18 protein-coding genes and 1 pseudogene are annotated in these 20,638 nt (G+C 44.6%); 6 read left to right on the top strand and 13 right to left on the bottom strand.

Translation table 11 applies throughout. The annotated features are described in order from the left end of the window. Positions 1-24: 24 nt before the first annotated feature. From QUB25_RS07730 to QUB25_RS07715, 4 genes are all read right to left on the bottom strand, one after another. Positions 25-831 carry a hypothetical protein gene (locus QUB25_RS07730; protein ID WP_333182618.1) on the bottom strand — a complete coding sequence of 269 codons (807 nt, stop codon included), beginning with the start codon at positions 829-831 and terminating at the stop codon, positions 25-27. Then, positions 800-2,485: a PQQ-dependent sugar dehydrogenase gene (locus tag QUB25_RS07725; RefSeq protein ID WP_333182617.1), complete on the bottom strand. Its 1,686-nt coding sequence runs from the start codon at positions 2,483-2,485 to the stop codon at positions 800-802. Before QUB25_RS07725 ends, QUB25_RS07730 begins: the two co-directional genes overlap by 32 nt. 429 nt (positions 2,486-2,914) lie before the next feature. Continuing rightward, positions 2,915-3,025, bottom strand: coding sequence for a hypothetical protein (locus tag QUB25_RS07720; protein ID WP_333182616.1), 111 nt, complete (start codon positions 3,023-3,025; stop codon positions 2,915-2,917). A 35-nt stretch (positions 3,026-3,060) separates the two neighbouring features. Further along, positions 3,061-3,192: a hypothetical protein gene (locus QUB25_RS07715; RefSeq protein ID WP_333182615.1), complete on the bottom strand. Its 132-nt coding sequence runs from the start codon at positions 3,190-3,192 to the stop codon at positions 3,061-3,063. A gap of 217 nt (positions 3,193-3,409) precedes the next feature. Here QUB25_RS07715 and QUB25_RS07710 point away from each other — a divergent pair, with 217 nt between their 5' ends. After that, entirely contained in the window at positions 3,410-3,850 is a 441-nt protein-coding gene (locus QUB25_RS07710; protein ID WP_333182614.1) for an FxLYD domain-containing protein, read from the top strand. A gap of 138 nt (positions 3,851-3,988) precedes the next feature. Here the strand turns inward: QUB25_RS07710 and QUB25_RS07705 are convergent. Next, positions 3,989-5,066 (bottom strand): IS630 family transposase gene (locus QUB25_RS07705; protein ID WP_333182613.1). Its coding sequence is split into 2 segments (ribosomal slippage): positions 3,989-4,117 and positions 4,119-5,066, totalling 1,077 coding nucleotides; the frame shifts between segments, so codons are not numbered across the junction. A 1,374-nt stretch (positions 5,067-6,440) separates the two neighbouring features. On the opposite strand from QUB25_RS07705, the pseudogene QUB25_RS07700 reads away from it, so the two are divergent. After that, positions 6,441-6,605: pseudogene (locus QUB25_RS07700) on the top strand (ImmA/IrrE family metallo-endopeptidase); the annotation flags it as partial. 185 nt (positions 6,606-6,790) lie between these two features. Here the strand turns inward: QUB25_RS07700 and QUB25_RS07695 are convergent. Then, positions 6,791-8,077, bottom strand: a complete 1,287-nt coding sequence (locus tag QUB25_RS07695; protein ID WP_333182612.1) for a Glu/Leu/Phe/Val dehydrogenase — start codon at positions 8,075-8,077, stop codon at positions 6,791-6,793. 306 nt (positions 8,078-8,383) lie between these two features. Here QUB25_RS07695 and QUB25_RS07690 point away from each other — a divergent pair, with 306 nt between their 5' ends. Beyond that, positions 8,384-8,995, top strand: a complete 612-nt coding sequence (locus QUB25_RS07690) for a DUF4126 domain-containing protein (protein WP_333182611.1) — start codon at positions 8,384-8,386, stop codon at positions 8,993-8,995. A 194-nt stretch (positions 8,996-9,189) separates the two neighbouring features. Here QUB25_RS07690 and hemH read toward each other — a convergent pair whose 3' ends face one another. Further along, the gene (hemH, locus tag QUB25_RS07685) at positions 9,190-10,353 is read right to left on the bottom strand and encodes a ferrochelatase (RefSeq protein WP_333182610.1); all 1,164 of its coding nucleotides are present in this window, start codon (positions 10,351-10,353) and stop codon (positions 9,190-9,192) included. A gap of 254 nt (positions 10,354-10,607) precedes the next feature. Here hemH and QUB25_RS07680 point away from each other — a divergent pair, with 254 nt between their 5' ends. Then, positions 10,608-10,940 carry a class I SAM-dependent methyltransferase gene (locus QUB25_RS07680; RefSeq protein ID WP_333182609.1) on the top strand — a complete coding sequence of 111 codons (333 nt, stop codon included), beginning with the start codon at positions 10,608-10,610 and terminating at the stop codon, positions 10,938-10,940. Between the two features lie 358 nt (positions 10,941-11,298). On the opposite strand, the gene QUB25_RS07675 is transcribed toward QUB25_RS07680, so the two are convergent. The 3 genes from QUB25_RS07675 to QUB25_RS07665 all read right to left on the bottom strand — a co-directional run bounded on the left by QUB25_RS07675 (position 11,299) and on the right by QUB25_RS07665 (position 14,855). Next, a complete protein-coding gene (locus QUB25_RS07675) occupies positions 11,299-12,420 on the bottom strand; it encodes a hypothetical protein (protein ID WP_333182608.1) in 1,122 nt (373 codons plus the stop codon). A gap of 237 nt (positions 12,421-12,657) precedes the next feature. Beyond that, on the bottom strand, positions 12,658-13,356 hold the full coding sequence (locus QUB25_RS07670) for a GDYXXLXY domain-containing protein (RefSeq protein WP_333182607.1): 699 nt from the start codon (positions 13,354-13,356) through the stop codon (positions 12,658-12,660). Between the two features lie 98 nt (positions 13,357-13,454). Next, positions 13,455-14,855: a DUF2157 domain-containing protein gene (locus QUB25_RS07665; RefSeq protein ID WP_333182606.1), complete on the bottom strand. Its 1,401-nt coding sequence runs from the start codon at positions 14,853-14,855 to the stop codon at positions 13,455-13,457. 191 nt (positions 14,856-15,046) lie between these two features. On the opposite strand from QUB25_RS07665, the gene QUB25_RS07660 reads away from it, so the two are divergent. Beyond that, positions 15,047-15,661 carry a Uma2 family endonuclease gene (locus QUB25_RS07660; protein ID WP_333182605.1) on the top strand — a complete coding sequence of 205 codons (615 nt, stop codon included), beginning with the start codon at positions 15,047-15,049 and terminating at the stop codon, positions 15,659-15,661. A gap of 881 nt (positions 15,662-16,542) precedes the next feature. Here the strand turns inward: QUB25_RS07660 and QUB25_RS07655 are convergent. Together QUB25_RS07655 and QUB25_RS07650 are read right to left on the bottom strand one after the other, a co-directional pair. Beyond that, entirely contained in the window at positions 16,543-17,253 is a 711-nt protein-coding gene (locus QUB25_RS07655; protein ID WP_333182604.1) for a DUF547 domain-containing protein, read from the bottom strand. Positions 17,254-17,350: 97 nt separating this feature from the next. Further along, entirely contained in the window at positions 17,351-17,563 is a 213-nt protein-coding gene (locus tag QUB25_RS07650; protein WP_333182603.1) for a pentapeptide repeat-containing protein, read from the bottom strand. Positions 17,564-17,802: 239 nt separating this feature from the next. Between QUB25_RS07650 and QUB25_RS07645 the strand changes: the two genes are divergently transcribed. After that, complete coding sequence (locus QUB25_RS07645) at positions 17,803-19,281, top strand: bifunctional orotidine-5'-phosphate decarboxylase/orotate phosphoribosyltransferase (RefSeq protein WP_333182602.1); 1,479 nt, start codon at positions 17,803-17,805, stop codon at positions 19,279-19,281. 154 nt (positions 19,282-19,435) lie between these two features. On the opposite strand, the gene leuB is transcribed toward QUB25_RS07645, so the two are convergent. Continuing rightward, complete coding sequence (leuB, locus tag QUB25_RS07640; protein WP_333182601.1) at positions 19,436-20,521, bottom strand: 3-isopropylmalate dehydrogenase; 1,086 nt, start codon at positions 20,519-20,521, stop codon at positions 19,436-19,438. Positions 20,522-20,638 lie beyond the last annotated feature (117 nt).

The following is a 20,638-nucleotide window of genomic DNA, read 5'->3' as shown; positions in this document are numbered from 1 at the left end:
GTAACTTTTTACCGTACCCGTCCATCACTTCCCTTTTAGGAGTTTTTCAATAGCGTCGCGTGTTGCCATAGCATTGACATCACTTGAAAGCAGTTGATGAAGACTCCAACGCACAGTATACTGATAGCGATCGCCCTGTTTGAAAAGATGTAGTGGAGAAAGCAGTTCTAGTTCTGCGTAATTTTCTTTAGCATCGCCATTGTTATACACTTCTACAGGAAATCCAGCACCGCCTACTGCCACATCGGGGTATTCCCCATCCTGACAAGTTGCTTTTTCCATCATGGCTACGCCATCTTTGACAGTTGCTACCGCAACGACGGGGATATCAGCACCAACCTTATAGATTTTTTTAGCAGAGACACCAACAGAGGGACGTAGCTGTAATAATGTCGGCGTAATTTGCACAATCGGTGACTCATTCTTCGGAGGGACGAGCCAATGAAAATTATTCTTATATACGCTTTGGAAGTTGAGTGGCACAAACATGGCATCCGGAGGTTCAATTTGGGTAACGTTCCAAATCGATAGAAGCAACGGTTCTCCCTTCACTTTCTCTACGGTTTGTGCGATCGCAAAATCCCCATTTTGTTCAAACCAGAACTCGCGCACCACTCGCGCACTGAAGCCTTTTGCTACTTCACTGGTCATCTGTAAGTGGTTATTTGGCAGAATCTTTGCCCTGTGGGAATTACCATCCCAAGCTGGATCGGGAGGCCAATTACGCTGTGCGATCGCAGGCCACCACAGTTGGGGTGCAGACCAAGTTTTATCGCCGCCCCAGTTTTTCCATTCATTTTTACCGTAGCTTTTTTGAGATGAATTCCACAACCAGTTGGAACCTCCCACAAATCCATAACGCATGAGTCGCCCAATTTCCGGCACGACAACGGCTGAGCGTGCAACCATCGCTCAGGCGAAACGCGGTGCGCCCATCATAGAGTGTGCGCGTAATCGTGCCGACAGCAGTGGACACTTGCGACTGCACTTTGTTTTGATAATTGCGAGACTCCGGTGAGGCGACAATTTTTCTAACTTTCCCGTCTTGTTTGGATGTTACATAGAGTTCTCCTGCTTCGTCTATCCCAAATCGGACATCGGTTCGTTTTTTACCAACCATTTCCAGAAACGAGCGTTCTTTTTTGCCATCAAAGAGCCTGAGTTCTCTAATCGTTGCCTGTTTGCCCTCAACAAGTTCATCCACAGGAACGTGGAAAAACCGTGCGTCACTGCCGAAGTCCGCAAAAATATACTGACCTAATAATTCAGGAATGGCGTTTCCCCGGTAAACAAAACCTCCTGCGATCGCAATTCCATAAAACTCAGTCACTCCAATCGGTATTTTATGGTAGTATTGGGCAACAGGGTAGGTGTAATTAAAATCGCGATCGTTCTTAGGTAATTCATAAAGGACATTTTCGTTGTTTTCATCCACAACCCAAGTTCCTTCACGCTCCCCCCAGCCGTAATTGGCTCCTTTCTTGCCGAGATTTACTTCTTCAATAAAAGCCTGGCCCGTATCGACTATCAACATCTTGCCCTCGCCCCCAGTATCCCAGCTAAAACGATGAGGATTCCGCAATCCATATGCCCAGATTTCACCTAGTGTCTTCGGGTCGCCATCGTCCACAAACGGATTGTCAGCAGGAATACCATATTTACCATTGGCGCTATTATTTCCAAAGGGATTGATGCGTAGCATTTTTCCTAGTGGTGTGCCCAAATCCTGCCCATTATCCAGGGGATCTGTATCGCTCACAGGAAAACCATTGCTCCCACCATCAGCTACCGCGATGTAAAGCATTCCATAATCAGCATCACCGGGTTTAGCATTAGGATTAAAGGCTAATTGTCCCGTATTGTGATCGGGGTAGGGTTCTTCGATGCGAAGGATTTCGCGCATTGTTCCAGAAAACGTATTAGCGGAAGGATTTTTAGGCTTCCACTCGCGAATCACGTCATGGTGAGAACTTGCTATCCTCTCGCCTTTGTTGTTAAAAATTAGTTGAGCAACTGGGAAATCAGGCGTTCCAGTATCTTTATTTTCGCTAGTTACAGTATAAAAAATTCCATTTTTAGCAAATTCGGGATGAAAGACAAAATAGGAAAAGCCTTGTTGTCCGGATTGGTCATGAAACCCTTTACCCACTAGACTTTTAACATCCATGTAAACAGCGGCAGTACGGTCAACAATGACATAGAGCTTGCCGCGCATATCATTAACAAATAAGCGTCCGCTACCGTCACCTGGGGGAATCAGCAGGTTCAATCGAGCTGCCTTGTTTTCATCTTTGTCACTTCCGCTATCAGGAATCTTTAGAACCTCTTCCAACCCGACAGAGAGTTTCGACTTTTCAACCAGTTCGGGAATAAGATTTTTGGTAATCTGAGCTGAGGAAATACTGGCAAATGCTAACACCGCAAAAAAAACACTACAAATCCAATAAGGAAAGGTAGATTTATTGATAATGCTCAATTTTTTCATATAGTAAAATTTGTCAGAGTAATTATTTTTTAGAGCCAATTGATTCAGTCTATGCAGCCTTTACACCAAGAGAATTTGGTCAATCTGTAGGGTGTCTCTCATAACCGGATTTTGTTGTACAATTTGAGCAAATCCCTACGAAACGCTAGAGTCATACTCCGTTCTTCTTGAAGTCCACTTTCCCAAAACATCTCAGCAATCCTAGGAGTTTAATCAGGATAGAGAAAAAATAGTGATACTAGCCAGAAATTGCCAGATCTCAGGTGTTACAGAATTGATTAATTTTGTAAAAATTAGCTGTGCAATTTACGTCAAATCAAGCATTTCAAGGCTGTGTAGCACTAAGCGCTTATCCTGATTACACCCCTTTTTGCCATCCCAGTTAGGGAATTAGCTGGGTCTACACTTAGGTTATCCTTTGCCCTAGTCCTACACCAGCAGATGCAACCCGCTACTCTCAGTAGGGTTCGCGTGAAGATAGCGACCCGTCGTCTCAATTGATCTGTGTCCCAATGTTGCTTGCACCAAGTGGATGGGCACGCCCCTATTCAATGCATGACTGGCGGGAGAATGCCTTAGCCAGTGTGCGGCGAAACTTTCCCCTCAACCTCGGCCCGCTTGCCGGCAGTCGCTACAATTTTGAGAACGTGGGATGGGGTCAAGTGCCATCCTTTCCTGCTCAAGAACACCACGATCAGTTCTAACATTTTTTGTGGTGGGTTATCTTGAGTAACGACAATGACTTTACTTTACTTTCTAAAGTTTGATGTCTTATCATAGCACAATGCAGCGTGAGCGCGACGCGCCATACATATAGATATGCTAGCCTAAATTTTAGCTGCATTACATTGTAGAATAATTTCATAAATTGCCGAAAAAAGCATGATTTATTTACATTTAACAGTAGCTTTATCGATTTTGCTAATGTCCCCAATATCAGCTCGCCCTTTGATTACATACTCTACACATACAATTGCCCAAAACTCCGAAATTGACGAGCCGTTTTGCTACATGAAAACCCCCGACGGCAAAACAGTAGACTTAGGCAAGTTATGCGAGAAACAGCCAGCATCGGGAAATTCCCAAACTTGTATTCCGGGTTCCAACCTCGCTGCAAAAGTGTCTATTGCGGCGACTAATTATGACGGCAATTTTTTCAGCGGTCAAGTGCTTAATCAAGGCTGCAAAATAATCAAAAATGTCAAAGTCAATTATGAAGTTTTGGACGAATCAGGCAATTTAATTGATAACGGATTTATCTACGCTGAACCAGTTACTCTTGCGCCCGGACAGTCAGCCGCCTTTCGGGGCGAAGTTGTCGCGGGGGCTAAAGTACAGGCTACTCATGCCGATGGTCAAGAATGATTTTAGATTTTAGATTTTAGGTAGTCCTGCATAGCAAGGAAAATTAAGGGTTTTAATTGATAGATAAACTGGCGTTATACTCATGAATAAAATACCAAATATCCCCTATATAGCGATCGCAAATCATTCGTAAATGAATTAAGGGTTTGATCGAGCAGCAGTTCCATTGAGTGTTGGTTCAAAAATACCAAATTTGTGTAACTTGAGAAAGTCAAAGCTTTGTGACTGTATAGTAAAATTGAAAAACCATTTTACCAAGGCATTCATAACAGAGCCGCTTCCCAAATTTTCTCACCCAAGTCTTGGCATGAAGCCAAATATCTTCGACTGGATTCTGCTCCGGAGCATTGGTAGCAAACAGGACACAAGTTAAAGGCCATTCATCCCGCTCCTTACCTTGATTAATTTCTTCTAGGTAAGCTTTCATTTCTTTATATTTATGATAGCTCGCTCCCTCCCAAATAATCAAATGTCTGGCTTCGGGATTTAAATATTGTAAGTCTTTTAAGAAAGCGATTGTCTTCTCAGAATTTGCCGTTGCATATTCTCGCAGAACAAACTGTTTTGTTAAATAATTTACGGCTCCATAATAAGTTTGTTTTTTTCTCTCATTCAGCAGGGGTATTTCTATTCTCTCGTTGCGCCTTCCCCAAAGATAGCCACAGACATCTCCCCACAGGAGATGACACTCATCAATCAAATACACCACAAGCTTTCTCGACTCTATAGCCGAGCGGTGTTCTTCCAGAATCTCACAAATTTCTTGGTGCTTTTTTTTGACGAGTTCTTCATCACGCTTTGGATTCTTTTTTTGAGATTTTTTCCAGCTAATTCCCGCTGATTTAAAGAGTTGATAGTAGCTAGCTTTTGATTGAAATTGAATCTGATACCGCTCGGCTATATGATTTGATAATTCGGATAAATCCCACTGGTTTTTATTGGTTAACCATTGGATGACTTCCGCTCGTTCTTCTGGCTTAAGTTGTCCCCGCGAACCGTGATGATTTAAGCGCAACCCTTCAATTCCCTGCAACGCATAATTGATTTTCCACTTACTGATAAATGGAGATGATACTCCCAATATCTTTTGAATAGTTTCGCGGCGGACCCCTTCAATTAACATGCGGATAGAAGCAGCTCTTTTAAGTTCTCTTGGGTCGGGATTGCTGGCAATAAAATTTTCGAGTTCCAATAAAGCTTGGACTTCATGCTCCACAAATTTTTATGCCGATTTCTTTTGGGACATTTCAACTCCTACTGAGATTTACGTCCTCATTATTATACATGATTTGTGATTTACAAATCATTTGCGATCGCTATATGACCCATCATTGGCGATACCGCAACGCAGTTGCGGTGAGCAGTTACTCTTATTTGACTGATAATAGTGGTAATTAACGATGCGTGCAGGCGTGTTTGTTGAGATATACGCAGAAATTATGTGCGGTTTTTTTTGCCAGATTTGCAAAAAGTTGTTTCGCTTTTTCTACCTGTCCCATCCATAAATAAGCTTGGGCTTCATTGATTGTTCGTTGTGAACCGCCAACCTTATTCAGATTTTCAATCAGATGATACCAGTCAAGGATTTCTCGGCGTTGTCGATTTGGGGCGACTAAAGCGATAATATTCCAAATTCCATCATGTCCATCTCAAGCGACAGGTTACAATCTTAGCGATGGGTTGACTGTTGACCCAATTAATCAGCCCAATGTTATCTTGATAAACCGCGATTAATCCGCTGTTGGTGTGCATTGCTTTATAGTCTTTGTAGATACATTCTAGTCCCTGTGCAGTTCTTAATCTAACTTTTCCTCCATCTACACATAATTCTTCAATGAGTTCTGTGACTATCGGCAACTGAAACTCTTGCCGATGGACTAATCGGGCGTTGTGACATGGCATTGGTTTGGACACCGGTGATGTATTCTAAATCTACTGCCGTTTGCTCGTAGGACATATTGGCACTTAATCTCAGACAACATTGTTCCAAATGTGGACTAATTCTTGTGCAGGGCTTAACTCCGAGTATTTTAGCTTGTTTTTCACTGATTTTTAGTATCCCTAATGTACTGGTAAGTTTTCTGGTTCTGCCGGAAGTTGTTCCTGTTGATTGCTTAAAAAAAAGCGGCAATTTCGGGACTGACATACTGCTGAAGCTGTGTCTGAATAGTTTTTTCTATACTTTAGAGCGTGAACTGTTGTTCTGATTCAGCTTCTGTATATAAAATCTCAGCAATTGCTCTGGTATATTCTTGCAGCTTTCTTTGTTTCTCTGGATTCATAATTTTGCGAGAGTGGTAAACATATTTAATTATGGACTAATGAGGGTAGGGTATTTTTGAGTATTTGTACTCATCGCATAAGTGTTATGCTCCTCTGGTCATGGGCCACAAAACTTAGCCTTGCTGCGACGAATTGCTCTTAATGCTTTAAATCTGGAGCAATCTTGCCAACGTAGTAATCGCCAAAAATCCAATCGCGCCGCTATGGATAATAACTATATGCTGACTATTCTCGCTGCTTGTTTATTCCCCCATGATGATGCCTCTCAACCCGCTTGTCAATAGCCTTTGAGATGCGCTTACCCTGTTTACAAAACTGGCCTCACCTCTATGCAATGGCTGATGAACTTGGCATAACAATATCAAATTTGACAAATCGCCTGCAAGATTTGGGCTGGATTAACATTCCCAAGGGTTATAAGCAGATATATTTAGGTAATTCTGGACTTAATGGGCAGCAAAAATTGTTTTAGAAAAGGATGATCGCCCTTTCTCTTGCCCTACTCAAAAAGCGAGATCGTATAGCCACTAGCTTGCGTGGATGCCTAAAATTCGCCAATAATTCAAAGCTAAGTTTGGCGAAGTCGGTTCGTAGAGTGCGCTTTTCTCGAATAACTGCGGTAAGATTGTCCGATCGGGCAATCTTACCGCACTTTTCTCAACCGTTCACATAATAATCCCGCGTTCCCTTCGCATTCATCGCTTCTCCGAGTCGATTTAACCCGTACACGTAAGCCGCAGTTCTCATGGAAATTGAAAATTCCTGAGATTTTTTCCAAATTGCCTCAGTTTCTTCGACCATTTTATGCTTCAACCGCTGATTGACCTCCTCCAGCGTCCAATAAAGTCCGCTGCGGTTTTGCACCCACTCAAAATAACTAACCGTTACGCCTCCGGCATTGACTAAAATATCAGGGATTACCTGAATTCCCCTCGCTTCTAAAATCAAGTCAGCAGCAGAATCAATCGGCCCGTTAGCTACTTCAAAAATAAACTTAGCCTTAACATCATTAACATTGGCTTCTGTTATTTGATTCTCCAAAGCGGCTGGAACCAGCACGTCTACATCTAATGCTAAAAGTTGCTCATTAGTCAAGATTTCGTGTTCGATAATATTGCAAACAGAACCTTCGCAGTAAAGGGCTTTGATACCTTTGTTAGAGTCTTTAAAGCCTCGAATACTGGGGATATCCAGCCCTTGTTTAGCATAAATTCCCCCTTGGGAATCGCTGACAGCAACAACTTTGTAACCTGCTTTCCACAGCAGTTCAGCTATTTCGGCACCTGCATTGCCAAAACCTTGTACTGCTACAGTCGTATCTTGAGGATTTAGCTCAAATTTGGGTAAGATAGTTTCTACTACAAAAAAAGCACCCATTGCTGTTGCCGTATCTCTGCCCAAACTGCCGCCAATTGTCACTGGTTTTCCAGTCACCACCGCTGGAGAAAGCTGACGCTTAATAATATTGTACTGATCCATCATCCAACCCATAATCATGGGATTGGTGTACACATCCGGCGCGGGAATATCGACATCGGGGCCGATGAAATCTGCGATCGCATCCACATAGCCCCGGCTCAACCGTTCCAATTCCAGTTTGGACAATTCCTTGGGATTGAGAGTAATTCCGCCCTTGGCTCCTCCAAAAGGCAAGTTCAAAACTGCACATTTAAAAGTCATCCAAAATGCTAAGGATTGCACTTCATCAAGGGATACTCCCGGATGATAGCGCACTCCTCCTTTAGACGGGCCTCTGGTATTGTCGTAGCGCACCCGATAACCTTGAAAAATTCGCAGGGAACCGTCATCCATCCGCACGGGAATCGATACAATTAAACTGGATTTGGGGTGTTTCAGCCTTTCGATCGTATCCTCAGAAAGGGACACATATTTTAAGGCTCGTTCTAATCGGCGGCTGGCATCGGCAAATAATGATTCAGACATAAGAAGTTAGTTGAGTGTTGACTGTTGTCAGAGAGAAGAAGGCTTCGAGTGCTTAAGCTAATTTAATCACAATCCTGGTTGAATGCTGTCAACTGTCAAGGGTCAACTCTTCACAAACTGCCTTGTGTCGCTCGACAATATCGCAGTGCCAAGCAGCGATTAAGCAGATACACTTACAATAGAGGGTGATATTTAAGCTCAAGCCGCAATTTGAGTTCGATCGCTCAAATCACTGGCAGCCATCAGGGGAATTAAATTCTGAAATAGATCGAGGCTGTAGCTGACGTTAGAAACTGAATTATTATTATGGTTGGACTCCTAGCCGCACTCTCTGGGTCTGCGGCAGGGGGTATGAGAATTGCCCTGCCCCTGCTGTTAATTGGTTTGTTGCGGATTGACAAACTTTGGTCGGAAATACCTCTATTGTCGGGGGTTCCCCCCCAGGTGGCTATCACCATCTTGGTGAGTTGGTCGCTGTTAGAGTTATTTGCTTCTAAAACCTTTGTAGGACAGCGCGTACTGCAAATTGTGCAAATTATTTTCAGCCCTATTGTAGGAGCAATTATGGGAATTTCGATCGCTCAAGTAAGTTCGATCGACGAAATTATTGCTCACCCTTGGATGCTGTGGATAATTGGTATTGTCGGAGGTTTGTTGGCTTTAGTGCTGCAACTGGTACAAGCAGGATGGTTTTACCGGCTGCGGGGTTTGCCGATTTGGGTGATTTTCCTCCAAGATGTTCTGTGCATTTCCTTGGTTTTGTTTGCCTTTGACGCACCACGGCAGGGAGGGTTAGTGGCGATGATGCTGCTGTGGCTGGCAATTCGCAGTTCTAAAGAGTGGTATCGCTGGTACAAAAGTCAGGGAACACCGGGCGATAGGGGAAATCCCCGCCGCGGCAAGCGCGATCCTGATTAATTAGTGATTAGTTATTGGTGATTAGTCATATCGTTTACGGTTGTTTCGGAATGATTTAACCGCAGAGACCGCAGAGGGCGCTGAGGAAGAGAAGAGAGAGATGAATAATTCCGATCCCAACGGATTGGATATCATTAGTCATGTGTAACAACAGTCAACAGTCAACAGTCAACTGTCAACTGTCAACTGGCAATTTAAAGCAATCCGATCGAGTGTAGCGGGCCCTGACCCGTAATTAACTCCAGCAATAGTGCCACAAAACCAATCATCGCCACACGACCGTTCCAGACTTCCGCCCCCGTGGTCAAACCCCACTCCCACTGCTCTTGAGGGTACATTTTCACTATCTTGGAAGGGCGTATAACATCAGAGAATTTAACGCTGGGAGATTCGATCGACTCGATGACTAAATCGGCCAAGGCTTCAATAAACACCGGATGAGTATTCAGGGCGGGCACTCGGTAGAAATTTTTAATCCCCGATTCTTCTGCTAATTCTCGATACTCCATGTCAATTTCTTGCAGAGTCTCGATGTGTTCGGAAACAAAACTAATTGGAACTACCAACAAATCTTGGACTCCATTCTCTGCCAATTCGGTAATGGCGTCTTCGGTGTAAGGCTTGAGCCATTCCACTGGGCCAACCCGACTTTGATAAGCTAGAGTGTGTTCGTTCAATCGATTCAAATGTTCCATAATCAGACGAGTGCAATCTTCAATCTCGCGCTGATAGGGGTCTCCAGCCTCTTCTACGTAGCTGAGGGGGACGCCGTGGGCGCTGAAAAAGATGTGAACTCGATCGGGATTCGGATTGTGGTCTAGTTGTTGGGCTATCAGTTCCGACATTGCCTGAATGTAACCAGGCCGCTGATACCAAGAAGGAATCGCGGTATATTGTATATCCTTGAGGGCAGGATCTTTGCCCCACATTTCTTCTAGCTGCCGGAAGCTAGAACCGCTGGTGCTGATGGAAAATTGAGGATACAGCGGCAAGATTGTCAAATGTTCAATGCGATCGCGCTTAATTTTGGCGATCGCCTCTTCGGTAAAAGGATGCCAGTAGCGCATCCCCACGTATACTCGAGCATCCTGTCCCTTTTCTTGCAAGAGTTCTTGCAGGGCTAGGGCTTGTTCCTCGGTAATTCGCCGCAAAGGAGAGCCGCCCCCGATTTGGCGGTAGTTTTCCTGGGATTTTTGAAAGCGCAGGGTCGAAATCAACCAGGCGAGCGGTTTTTGCATCCACGGAAACGGAATGCGAATGATTTCCGGGTCAGCAAACAAGTTGAACAGGAAAGGACGGACATCCTCGATTTGATCTGGCCCGCCCAAGTTTAATAGCAATACTCCCACACGACCCATAGCGGTTACAGCTCTCCCATCGTCTCAGTTCTGTTACTTATCTTTATCATATAACTTAATAATATCTTAAGTCGATAGCAAGGTATACATAATTTTGACTATGGCAACAATTTTTAGAGATTTAAGTTATCGGTATCAGTGTCTCTAGGATTGCGATCGCGCGTCTGGCTGCTTTGAGCGTAGGCGGCCATCCTCGTTTGGGTCACAACGGGCAAGGAAAAATGTACCATCAGCCAATTATTATTTAGAAGCTTTTGCCGACTGTCAGTTTGACCGAAGTACACAGCAGCGTTGCGATGCACGAAATGCAACGGGCGCAATTGCGACAAATCTTTCAGGAAGTATACCGCGTGATCAAGCCCGGTGGTCTATTCATTTTGGTAGATTTTCATCGGCATACAAATCCCGTATTTAGGCGAGGGTTGGCTGTATTTTTGTGGTTGTTTGAGACTGAAACTGAATTGGGGAGTTTGTTGGCAGAGGTGGGATTGCGATCGTACAATTCCGAAGAAACTCAACCACCCAAACTTTATGCTGGCGGCAGCACTCAAGTAATCCAAGTTCAAAAGTCATATCAAATCCGGTAGCATCGTCGGGCGTCAAATCCAGTCAACCGTCAACAATCACCGAGGGTGCAACCGGAATTGATCTAATTAATCTGCGTTAATCTGTTTTTATCTGCCCTCATCTGCGGGAAAAAAAAGAAAATGTATTCACTGCAGATGACAATGAATTGACGCTGATTCACGCAGATAAATAGAAGAGATATTTGAACAATTACGAGCGTAACAAATTTGATATTATTTGTCAACAATCATTGGTAGACACAATTGCCTTTTCTTGTAAACAATCGGGACAAGCATCGCGTTTATCTGGGTTTATATGCGGTTTACCTATCACTAAAAAAACTCGGCAATAAGTCTACTAATGACTCATGACTCATAACTAAACAAACTTTTTTGCTTCTGCCAAAGCCGCCTCAAACTTGAGCAATACATCCTTTTCTGTGTGAATAGCTTTCTCTTGTTCCAGCAGCGGGCGGCCAAAGCGAAAAATGCCGTCCTGCTCTACGTGGTCTACATAAGGCAGCGTTTCTGGATGCGGCAAAAATTTTCTGCCGATTGGGTACGGCGTGTGGAAAGAAAAACTAAAATCGGGAAACTTGTCGCTTTTGATTTCGAGATAGTAAAGCGAGTAATAATCTTTGGTTTCTGAGTACACGCATTCGCGGCACTTATTTACCAATTTGCGGTTCTGATAGAAAAAATCCCACTTGTCCCAATAGTAGCCATCTTTCATCATTTCCTGGTGGTCGTCGCACAGTTCGAGATATAATTTGTCAGCATCCGCCGGACGGTAGAAGTAAAGCATGGCGTAAGGCATTTCAATCAGTAACTTGACTGCTTGATTTTTTCGCTGGTACCATTCCTGCTGGTGAGTTTCGTAGACTTCCTTATATTTAATTGCTTTAAAGCTGTTGAGCTGATTTTCTTTGGCCCAGCGCGACGCCCAAACTGTCCAGTAAGCTAGCTGGAAGGTTGCTGAAATTTCCGCCGAACCTTGTTCTTTCCAGTCGGCAATGATTTTTTCCCAAGCTGAACTAAAAGCTAATCGCGATTGTTCGTTTTCTTCTGGCTTTTCTGTATTGATTGGGGTGGGTATTTGGTGATTATTTTTAATCAGCCCTTTGGGTTCTTTGCGCCAATTATTAATATCGGTTGGCGTTAGACTTAAGATGAATCTTCTGTCGTGAACGGGATATTCTAAATGGATTCCTGATTTGCGGAAAGAGCGGTATTCTAAAATAGGGAGTTTGTCTTGTTCAATCCACTGCTGGCGTTCTGCTGGCGAACACTTGAGTATTGCTTCTAATTCAACGGGATCGACGGCTAATTCACTTTTGAATGTCTCCCAAAATCTTTCTTGTTCGGCTGGATTTGCTTCTAGCAGGGATACAATTCGGTTGACGAGATGATCGGTTTGGTCTTGGCAATTTTCGGGAAGTCCTAAGAAGTCGAGGAGTTTGGTCTTGAGTATTCGTCTGGCAGAGATTAGCTCGGCTAACATGAGAAGCTCCAGTAGAGTCATGACTTGCGCCCTTGAATTGGCAAGATTTGCACAAGTCTTATATATCTTAATAGATTCTCTTGGGTTATCGGCAATTGAAATGTCTGCGCGAGCGAAGCTATCCCGATCGCGCCTGCGAGCCCGTTGCGGTAGGGAATCGCCCAACCTCCGCCCCATCCCTCAGCCAAAATACTCAAAACAAGACCAAAAGACCGATCGACCTTTTGCCCTTTTTGGCTAAAATCGATAATTGCGATCGCGCACCCACAAACTCACAGGCACAGCATGGCCTGTTTTGTCAACCTTTACTTCTACCAAAAAAGATTGTCGCTGCTTCCTTTGAGCTTCGCTAATCTCCTGATTGACTTTTTCCCTTTCATCCTCTGGCATATAATAAGTTTCTAAGCCGTATTCCATCTGCCAACCGTTATATTTGCCCTTAATTGCGATTTGATTGGCGGGCAAATTGGTGGGATTTTCTAGACTCACGCGGACGGGTTTCCAAGCTTGGGGCCGGCCGGGATTAGTCGCGGTTTTTGGCGCTTCTAAGATTACATAAAAACTGGTTTGTGGCTTGACATTTTGCGTATTTTGTGGACAAGCAACTCCGGGCGGACAAGGTGTTTTTTCGGCAGGTAAATCTTTCCAGCCGGGGAGTTTTTGGAGATTTGTGCGATCGGAAATATCATAGCTCAACACTTGGTAATATCCGCGCAAAAAGTCGTAAGGGTCTACTGGTGCTGTTTGCAGGACAACTGTTTTGCCAGTAATAAAAGTGTAAACGGCGGTGGCGGGTACGGCGGCAATTAGTCCGATTTGCAAGAGTAAAGGAACCCACAGCCGCCACGCGGGAAGGCGTTTTGCTTCCGGGGGAAGCTGAAACGCATTTGTTGTATCTGGATTTTCAACTAATAAGTCAATGTTGTTTGTGTTCATATTAGGTATGGGTTATATTGTTTACGGTTGTTTCGGAACGATCAAACCGCAGAGAACGCAGAGGGCGCTGAGTTAGAGAAGAGAGAGATGAATAATTTCTATTCATCGGGGATTTTTGCGAAGTGGCGCTCGAACCACAAACCCGCAGCAATTACGCCAATTCCGCACAAAACAAAGACAAAAGATTTGAGCAACAATCCTGTGTTATATTCAAATACTCGGCTGAGAATTTGCAGGGTGATTAATACCATGCCTCCCCAAAAAGTCTTGCGGTTTCCTAATGCTAAACCTTCTCGGATTAAGCCGACAGCAAGCAGAAATGATAAAACATTGAACAGAAAGGTCGCTAATGGAGGAATGGGAGTAAAATTGAGGTGAAAAAGCGGTATTAAGGCGCTGGCGAGGATGAAAATGCCGATCGCACTTGTAGTCAAATCCACTGCTTTTTGTTTTGGTCGCCGCAGTTCCAAACGTCCCAAACGCAGCCACTCAAACACTGTGAAACCGCCCAAAACAGCCACATTTGCCAGCAAAACCCAATCGAGCTCAGTTGGCGCAGGAGTCGGCGAATCTTGCCAAAACCCGTAGAAACAAAGAACATAAAATACACCGGCGAGAAACAGCAGTGCTAAACTGCGGGCGGTAGGTTGAAACAGCCTGCTGTTTACCTTCGGCCACATTGCATCGTCGTATCCCCACAGCAAAGCGGGCGGTAGGGCGCAAAAAATTGCTGCACCCCAGGTTGGATTTAACCCTTGGACGATAGAAACTTGTAGGGAAAAAATTATCGCGATCGCACTTATGGCAAAAATAGCACGCGATCGACACCAATAAGCCAGCGGCACAAACATTATACTGGCTGCGATCGGCATTTGCCGCACCAAAACTTCTAGCCAAGAAAACTCGACTTTGGAAGACCAATCTAACACGGCAAGCCAATAGCCTAAACCGACTAAAAGTGCGGACAAAACGCCCAACGAAGTCAACCGTAAACTGTAAGCCATTGCGAGCACGCCGATTCCCCAAGTGAGGTAAAGTCCGTAGGAAGAACCGCCAATGTGAAACATTTGTGCCATCAAAGCCATATTTGCTCCTAAAATCAGAGCTCCTAACAGCAACAATCCTTCACCTAGGAGTTTGTTTCGCCCTATTGTTAGGGGCAAATTGAGATTGGAGTTTTTGCTTCGGGATGGGGGAATGCGCCACAGATAGAAACCCGCCGCATTGACTGCTACGAAAAGACTTAGCAGCAGCCCAACTCTCACTTCTCGCGACCAAACTTGCCAGTTTGCGGCTACAAAGGTGATGACTCCTATACCGAGGAGAATGCCGCCGAGACTGATGAGAATGCTGAGGAAGCGGTTGCGGGAGGCAGTTTCGAGTGTGTTGAATTGGTAGCGTTCCGAAAGTTGTTGGTAGAATGAAGTATCGATGAGTCCTTCTGCTTGCCAGAGTTTGGCTTGTTCGCGCAACTCCCGTCGAAATTTATCTGAAATCATTGTTTATATTCCAGAGGATTTGAACTGTGATAGTTTTTAATATGTCACTTGTGGGTTGATTGTCGATGGAGGCTGGGACACCTGCTGAACTTGCACAGCAGATTTGATTGAGATCCTTCGGCGGTTGAAACCGTTTCTATACAAACAAACTCTCAGCAGCAAGGGACGAATAAATTAAGGAAGGTAATTTTATGGTACAAGCTCAATCTAAAAAATTAACTTTTGACGAGTACCTTAATTACTCAAATGATACGGATCAACGCTATGAGTTAATTGATGGGGAGTTGATCGCTTTGCCGCCAGAATCTGAACCTAATAATTTCATTGCTAACTATCTATTTTTCTATCTGGCTAGCAGCGGGCTAGTGCCACTTAGACTGATTAAAACACATAATTGCGAGGTTCAAGTTGCCGTTTTGCGATCGGGAGATGCCGCCAACCGCTACCCCGATTTGATAATTCTGGAACCTGAACACATTCCGCTGACAGCAAACAGGCTAACTATCACTTTCGATATGTTGCCTCCTCGGTTTGTTGTGGAGGTAGTCAGTCGGGGTAGAGTGGGCAGCGATCGGGATTACGATCCTCTTCGAGGGCTTCGCCAACGCAAACGAGCTCAGTACGCAGCGCGGGGCATTGCAGAGTATTGGGTTATCGATCCAATTGAACAAGTTGTGACGGTTTTGCGGCTTGAGGATGGGCAATATGTTGAGGTTGGGGTATTTCGGGATGGAGGGGCGATCGTATCTCCGATGTTTCCACAGCTAAGTTTGACGGTTCAACAGATTTTGAGTGGAGAGGTTTAAGGGCGGATCAATAGCTAATTGGTTAGCATTCATCTAACCACCTACCGATTAGTGAAAATCTCCACCCTCAACTTGATTAAGGCTATGTTTTCATCCCTGATAGGGATTTAGGTTGACTGCAACACGCGCGCGCATTCCTTGTTTTAATTATATAGATTTTCAATCCCTGATAGGGATTTAGGTTGATTGCAACATAATTGAACGGTTGTACATACACAACTACTTCATAAGTTTCAATCCCTGATAGGGATTTAGGTTGATTGCAACACAACTCACGCTTGATGAACTTATTAATATGTTCATGAAGGTTTCAATCCCTGATAGGGATTTAGGTTGATTGCAACAGAAAACTTGGCAAATAAAATAGGGTTTGTCGCTCAGGTTTCAATCCCTGATAGGGATTTAGGTTGATTGCAACAACAGTACGACGTATCAAATTTACTGGGCAAATTGTTTCAATCCCTGATAGGGAGTTAGGCTAATTGCAACTTAAACCACCGAGAGACAGCAGCCTCGGATATTCCAAAGTTTCAATCCCTGATAGGGAGTTAGGTTAATTGCAACGCAGTGCTAATTAGTTTAAGCGCATTCTGTTTCCGCGTTTCAATCCCTGATAGGGATTTAGGTTTATTGCCACAGTAGGTTTCTGAAACTCTTACTGTATTTAGTTTTCAAGGTTCGTTTGCGTCTGTACTAAAAGTACCATTTCAATACCGACCTGTTAAGAGGCAAAATTTTCAACAAACCTCAAAACCTTTCACAGCAAGCAATACAGCATTTGGGTCGGAGTTTTCATAAAGAGCCTTAAACCCATACTACGCAACTGATACAGCCGAAAGAAATTACCCCCTCAAAAAAACACCTACCCATAGGCGCAAATTTTATCCTTCAACCCGATTCAAATTCCAGTCATAGGGCAAAAAAACGATCGCCCATCCATCGCCGACAGCCGCCTCCGGCCCCAAATAACCGCCCACATACTCAGCCACCGAACCCGCCGCCTTTACAAAATCCTCCTCGTACCACTTAAAAATCTTGCTCAAATAAAGCGTCTTTTTCTCGGCATCATATCGCACCTTATCAGGATTGTGAATAAAACGGCTCGCATCCGCTTCTAGTTGAGTCCGTACCGACTCCGGGAAATAAGCCCCGCGGCGCAGCAGCGGGCATCCGACTGAAGCGCAAACTAATGCAAAATGGATGCGCGGTTCCGCAAATTCCGGCCGCAAAATTGCGTGTTCGATTTGATTGAGACTGTACTTTTTGCCGCCAATAATCGTATTTGAACGAGTGAAAAAATCCAAAAAACTCAGCCAGTTAGGAATTCCCAAAACTTTGGGACGGATCGACGCGATCGGATATACTTCCAGAACTTGAGAAATTGCGATCGCATTGTACGCATTCAGCCACAACGCCAGCCGCGCATCCGCATCAGTACAATCCGCCAAATCCAAATCCGCCAAACTTTCCAGCCACGCCCTCAAAACATCCGCCCCCTCAGCTTTCCAGCCCCGATAATTGACGCGGCCGAAATCGTCAACGTAGCGTTGCAGCAACTCGTCCCAAATCCTAAAGTCTATCGAAGCGATCATTTATTACTATCCCTATGATAAGGCGGGCATTGCTTTAACTTCTGCTTCTATTTAATACTACCCTCAACCGAAATAACACCTGCAACGGTAGTATTTTTTAAATTAACCCCGTTAAACGAACTCTGGTTAAATTAACTTGAGTCAAATTAGCACCTTGTAAATTAGCTTGCCACAAACAAGCCCCGCTCAAATTTGCCCCCGATAAATTAGCTTCTCTAAAATTTGCTTCTCTCAAATCTGCCCCTTGCAAATTGGCATTTGCTAAACTCGCGTGCGGCAGGGAATGCCGATCAAATCGCCGCCCGGACACTGGTTAGTTTACCGCAACTAATTGACTTGCTGGGGCTTAGGTGCAATCACCGGTGTAGCCAACCCGAAAATCATTCCCCATGAAACTGCTCGCAAAGTTACAAATTTCCTGCTCTTTACATTCTACAATCTTAGAAGATTCTTAATTTCAATTTCAACGGGGATCGGTTTCTTCCGGCACAACACCAATCCCACTTTGATCTGCAATTTTTTAATTTCCCCTTACCTTCCTAACACACTATGACGGATCGCACCGACTTTTTCGATAAACTGTTAGCGGCTGTTGAAAAAAATCAAAGTTTGCTGTATTTAGCCCTCGATCCAGACCCGGAAACCTTGGCCCCGCTGGTTTCGATGACTGGGGAGGAAACTCAAAGTTTTGTAACTGATTTGTTGGCAAAGCTAAAAAGTGCGATCGACCAAACAGCCGATTTAATTTGTGCCTGCAAAATCACCCTCGGTTTTTACCAATCTCTAGGTATTCCCGGTTGGGCATTGCTGCAAGAAATTTTAAACATTATTCCCCCTCACCTGCCAGTAATTTTAGATGCCAAACACTGCGATTTAAATACCAGCACAGTGTTTGCCAAAATTGTATTTCAAGACTGGCGAGTTGACGCTATTACCTTAAGTCCCTATGCCGGATTCGACCAAGTAGCGCCTTTTTTGTTATACGCCGGAAAAACTGTTTTTGTACTCTGTGCCACCGCCAACCCCTCAGCGGAGGCTGTGCAAGAATACCCGACGCCAGAAAACCCTTTGTACTTGCAATTAGTCCGACTCTCTCAAACTTGGGGAACTCCCGAAAAACTCGGTTTAGAAGTAGGACTAATGCCGGATATGTTAGCGCGCATCCGCCAAGCTGCTCCTGAACGCCTAATTTTAGTCGAAGGAGACATCGCCGAAGAAATTGACCTCGCAGAAGGAAACGACCTCGCACAACTGCTGGCGGCCGGTTTAAGCAAGAATGGTGAAGGTTTATTGCTGCCAGTCCCCCCGAGTTTATTAGCGCAGAAAGAGCCGCGCCGAGAAATTGAGAAATTGCGGGATAATATTAATCAACAGAGGCTAAAGGCGATCGAAGGTAGCCCCACTTGCGAACTGTGGCTGCCCGATGTTTGTTTTTTGCAACCGGAACCTCACCGCGATTTAATCTTGCAACTTTATGACATTGGCTGCGTAGTTTTTGGCGACCACGTACAAGCATCGGGGGCCGTATTTCCATATTACATCGACTTGCGGAAAATAATTTCTATTCCGCAAATTTTCCATCAAATTGTCAGCGCTTATGCAGACATTCTCAAGGATTTAAAATTCGATCGCATTGCGGGAATTCCCTACGGTTCTTTACCCACAGCAACCGGTTTAGCATTGCGGATGGAACGCCCGATGATTTTCCCGCGCAAGGAGGTGAAAACTTACGGTGCGGGCAAATTAATTGAGGGGCATTTTCAGGCAGGAGAAACGATTGTGGTAGTCGATGATATTTTGATTAGTGGCAAAAGCGTGATGGAAGGCGCAGGCAAGTTAAAATCGGCTGGGTTGAATGTGGAAGATATCGTGGTATTAATCGACCACGAACAGGGAGTTAAAGATAAGATGAAAGCCAACGGTTATCGCGCACATTCTGTGTTAGCGCTTTCGGAAATTGCTCAAACTTTGTATCAAGCAAATCGCATCGATACCGAGCAATTCCATCTTTTGAAAGCGGAACATTAAAGTAAAAAAAATCTAGTTACCAGGCTCTGCCTGGTAATTAATATCCGGAGGCTCTGCCTCCAACTTGATGTCTTGTTTGCTTTGTTTTAATGGAGGCAGAGCCTCCTGAAATGCGTTACCAGGCAGAGCCTGGGAACGAGTAAAGGTAAATAGATCAACCTTGCAAAACTTCAATTAAAGCCTTGCCCATTGCCCGACAGCCGACGAGTTTCATGCCTTCCGACATGATATCACCAGTGCGATAACCTCGATCCAAAACTTCGACCACTGCTTGCTCAATTTTATTAGCAGCTTCCGGCTGATTTAAGGCGTAACGTAGCATCATTGCCGCACTCAAAACTTGGGCGATGGGATTTGCTTTATCTTGTCCGGCGATGTCGGGTGCGGAACCGTGCACGGGTTCAAAAACTCCCGGCCCGCTTGCTCCCAAACTAGCAGAAGGCAGCATCCCAATACTACCAGTTAGCATCGCCGCCGCATCGGAAAGAATGTCGCCGAATAAATTACCTGTGACAATTGTATCGAACTGTTTCGGCCAGCGAATTAACTGCATGGCTGCGTTGTCAACGTAGAGGTGAGAAAGTTCGACATCAGGGTATTCTGAAGAAAGGGCAATAATACGATCGCGCCACAGTTGCGAAACATCCAAAACATTCGCTTTATCAACGGAACACAGCCTTTTCCCGCGCTTCCTGGCCGTCTCAAAAGCCACTCGCCCGATTCTGTCAATTTCCGACTCGGTGTAAGCCATCGTATTGACACCGCGTTTTTCGCCTGTTTCCGTCTCAAAAATACCTTTCGGCTTACCGAAATAAATGCCGCCTGTGAGTTCGCGGATGACCATAATATCCACGCCTTCAACAACTTCCCGTTTCAAACTAGAAGCATCAACCAATTGCGGTAAAATAGTCGCCGGACGCAAATTTGCAAACAATCCCAATCCGGCGCGCAGTCCTAATAATCCAGTTTCCGGGCGCTGTTCGCGGGGCAAATTATCCCACTTGTAACCGCCAATTGCTGCTAACAATACTGCATCGCAGTTGCGGCATTTTTCCAGTGTTTCTTCGGGTAGCGGATTGCCTGTTGCGTCAATAGCAGCGCCGCCCATTAAAGCTTCTTGAAATTCAAAGCCGATGTCCAATTGTTGGCCGACAAGTTTCAGGACATCTACCGCCACAGCGATAATTTCAGGGCCGATGCCGTCTCCTGGTAAAAGAGTGATGCGGTAGTTTTGAGTCATATCGATTTAGGAGTTTTGATTTGAGATTTGAGATTGAGAGTTAATGGGAATTCTTTGGAAATGCCAGACATTCTCACAAGGCTATAATCATATCAGGATAAGCAACCTCAGAATTCA

The sequence above is a fragment of the Microcoleus sp. B3-D7 genome, from assembly GCF_036705305.1.
GTDB lineage: Bacteria > Cyanobacteriota > Cyanobacteriia > Cyanobacteriales > Microcoleaceae > Microcoleus.
Note: the sequence above shows the minus strand (reverse complement) of the source record. Positions and strands in the feature narration are given on the sequence as shown.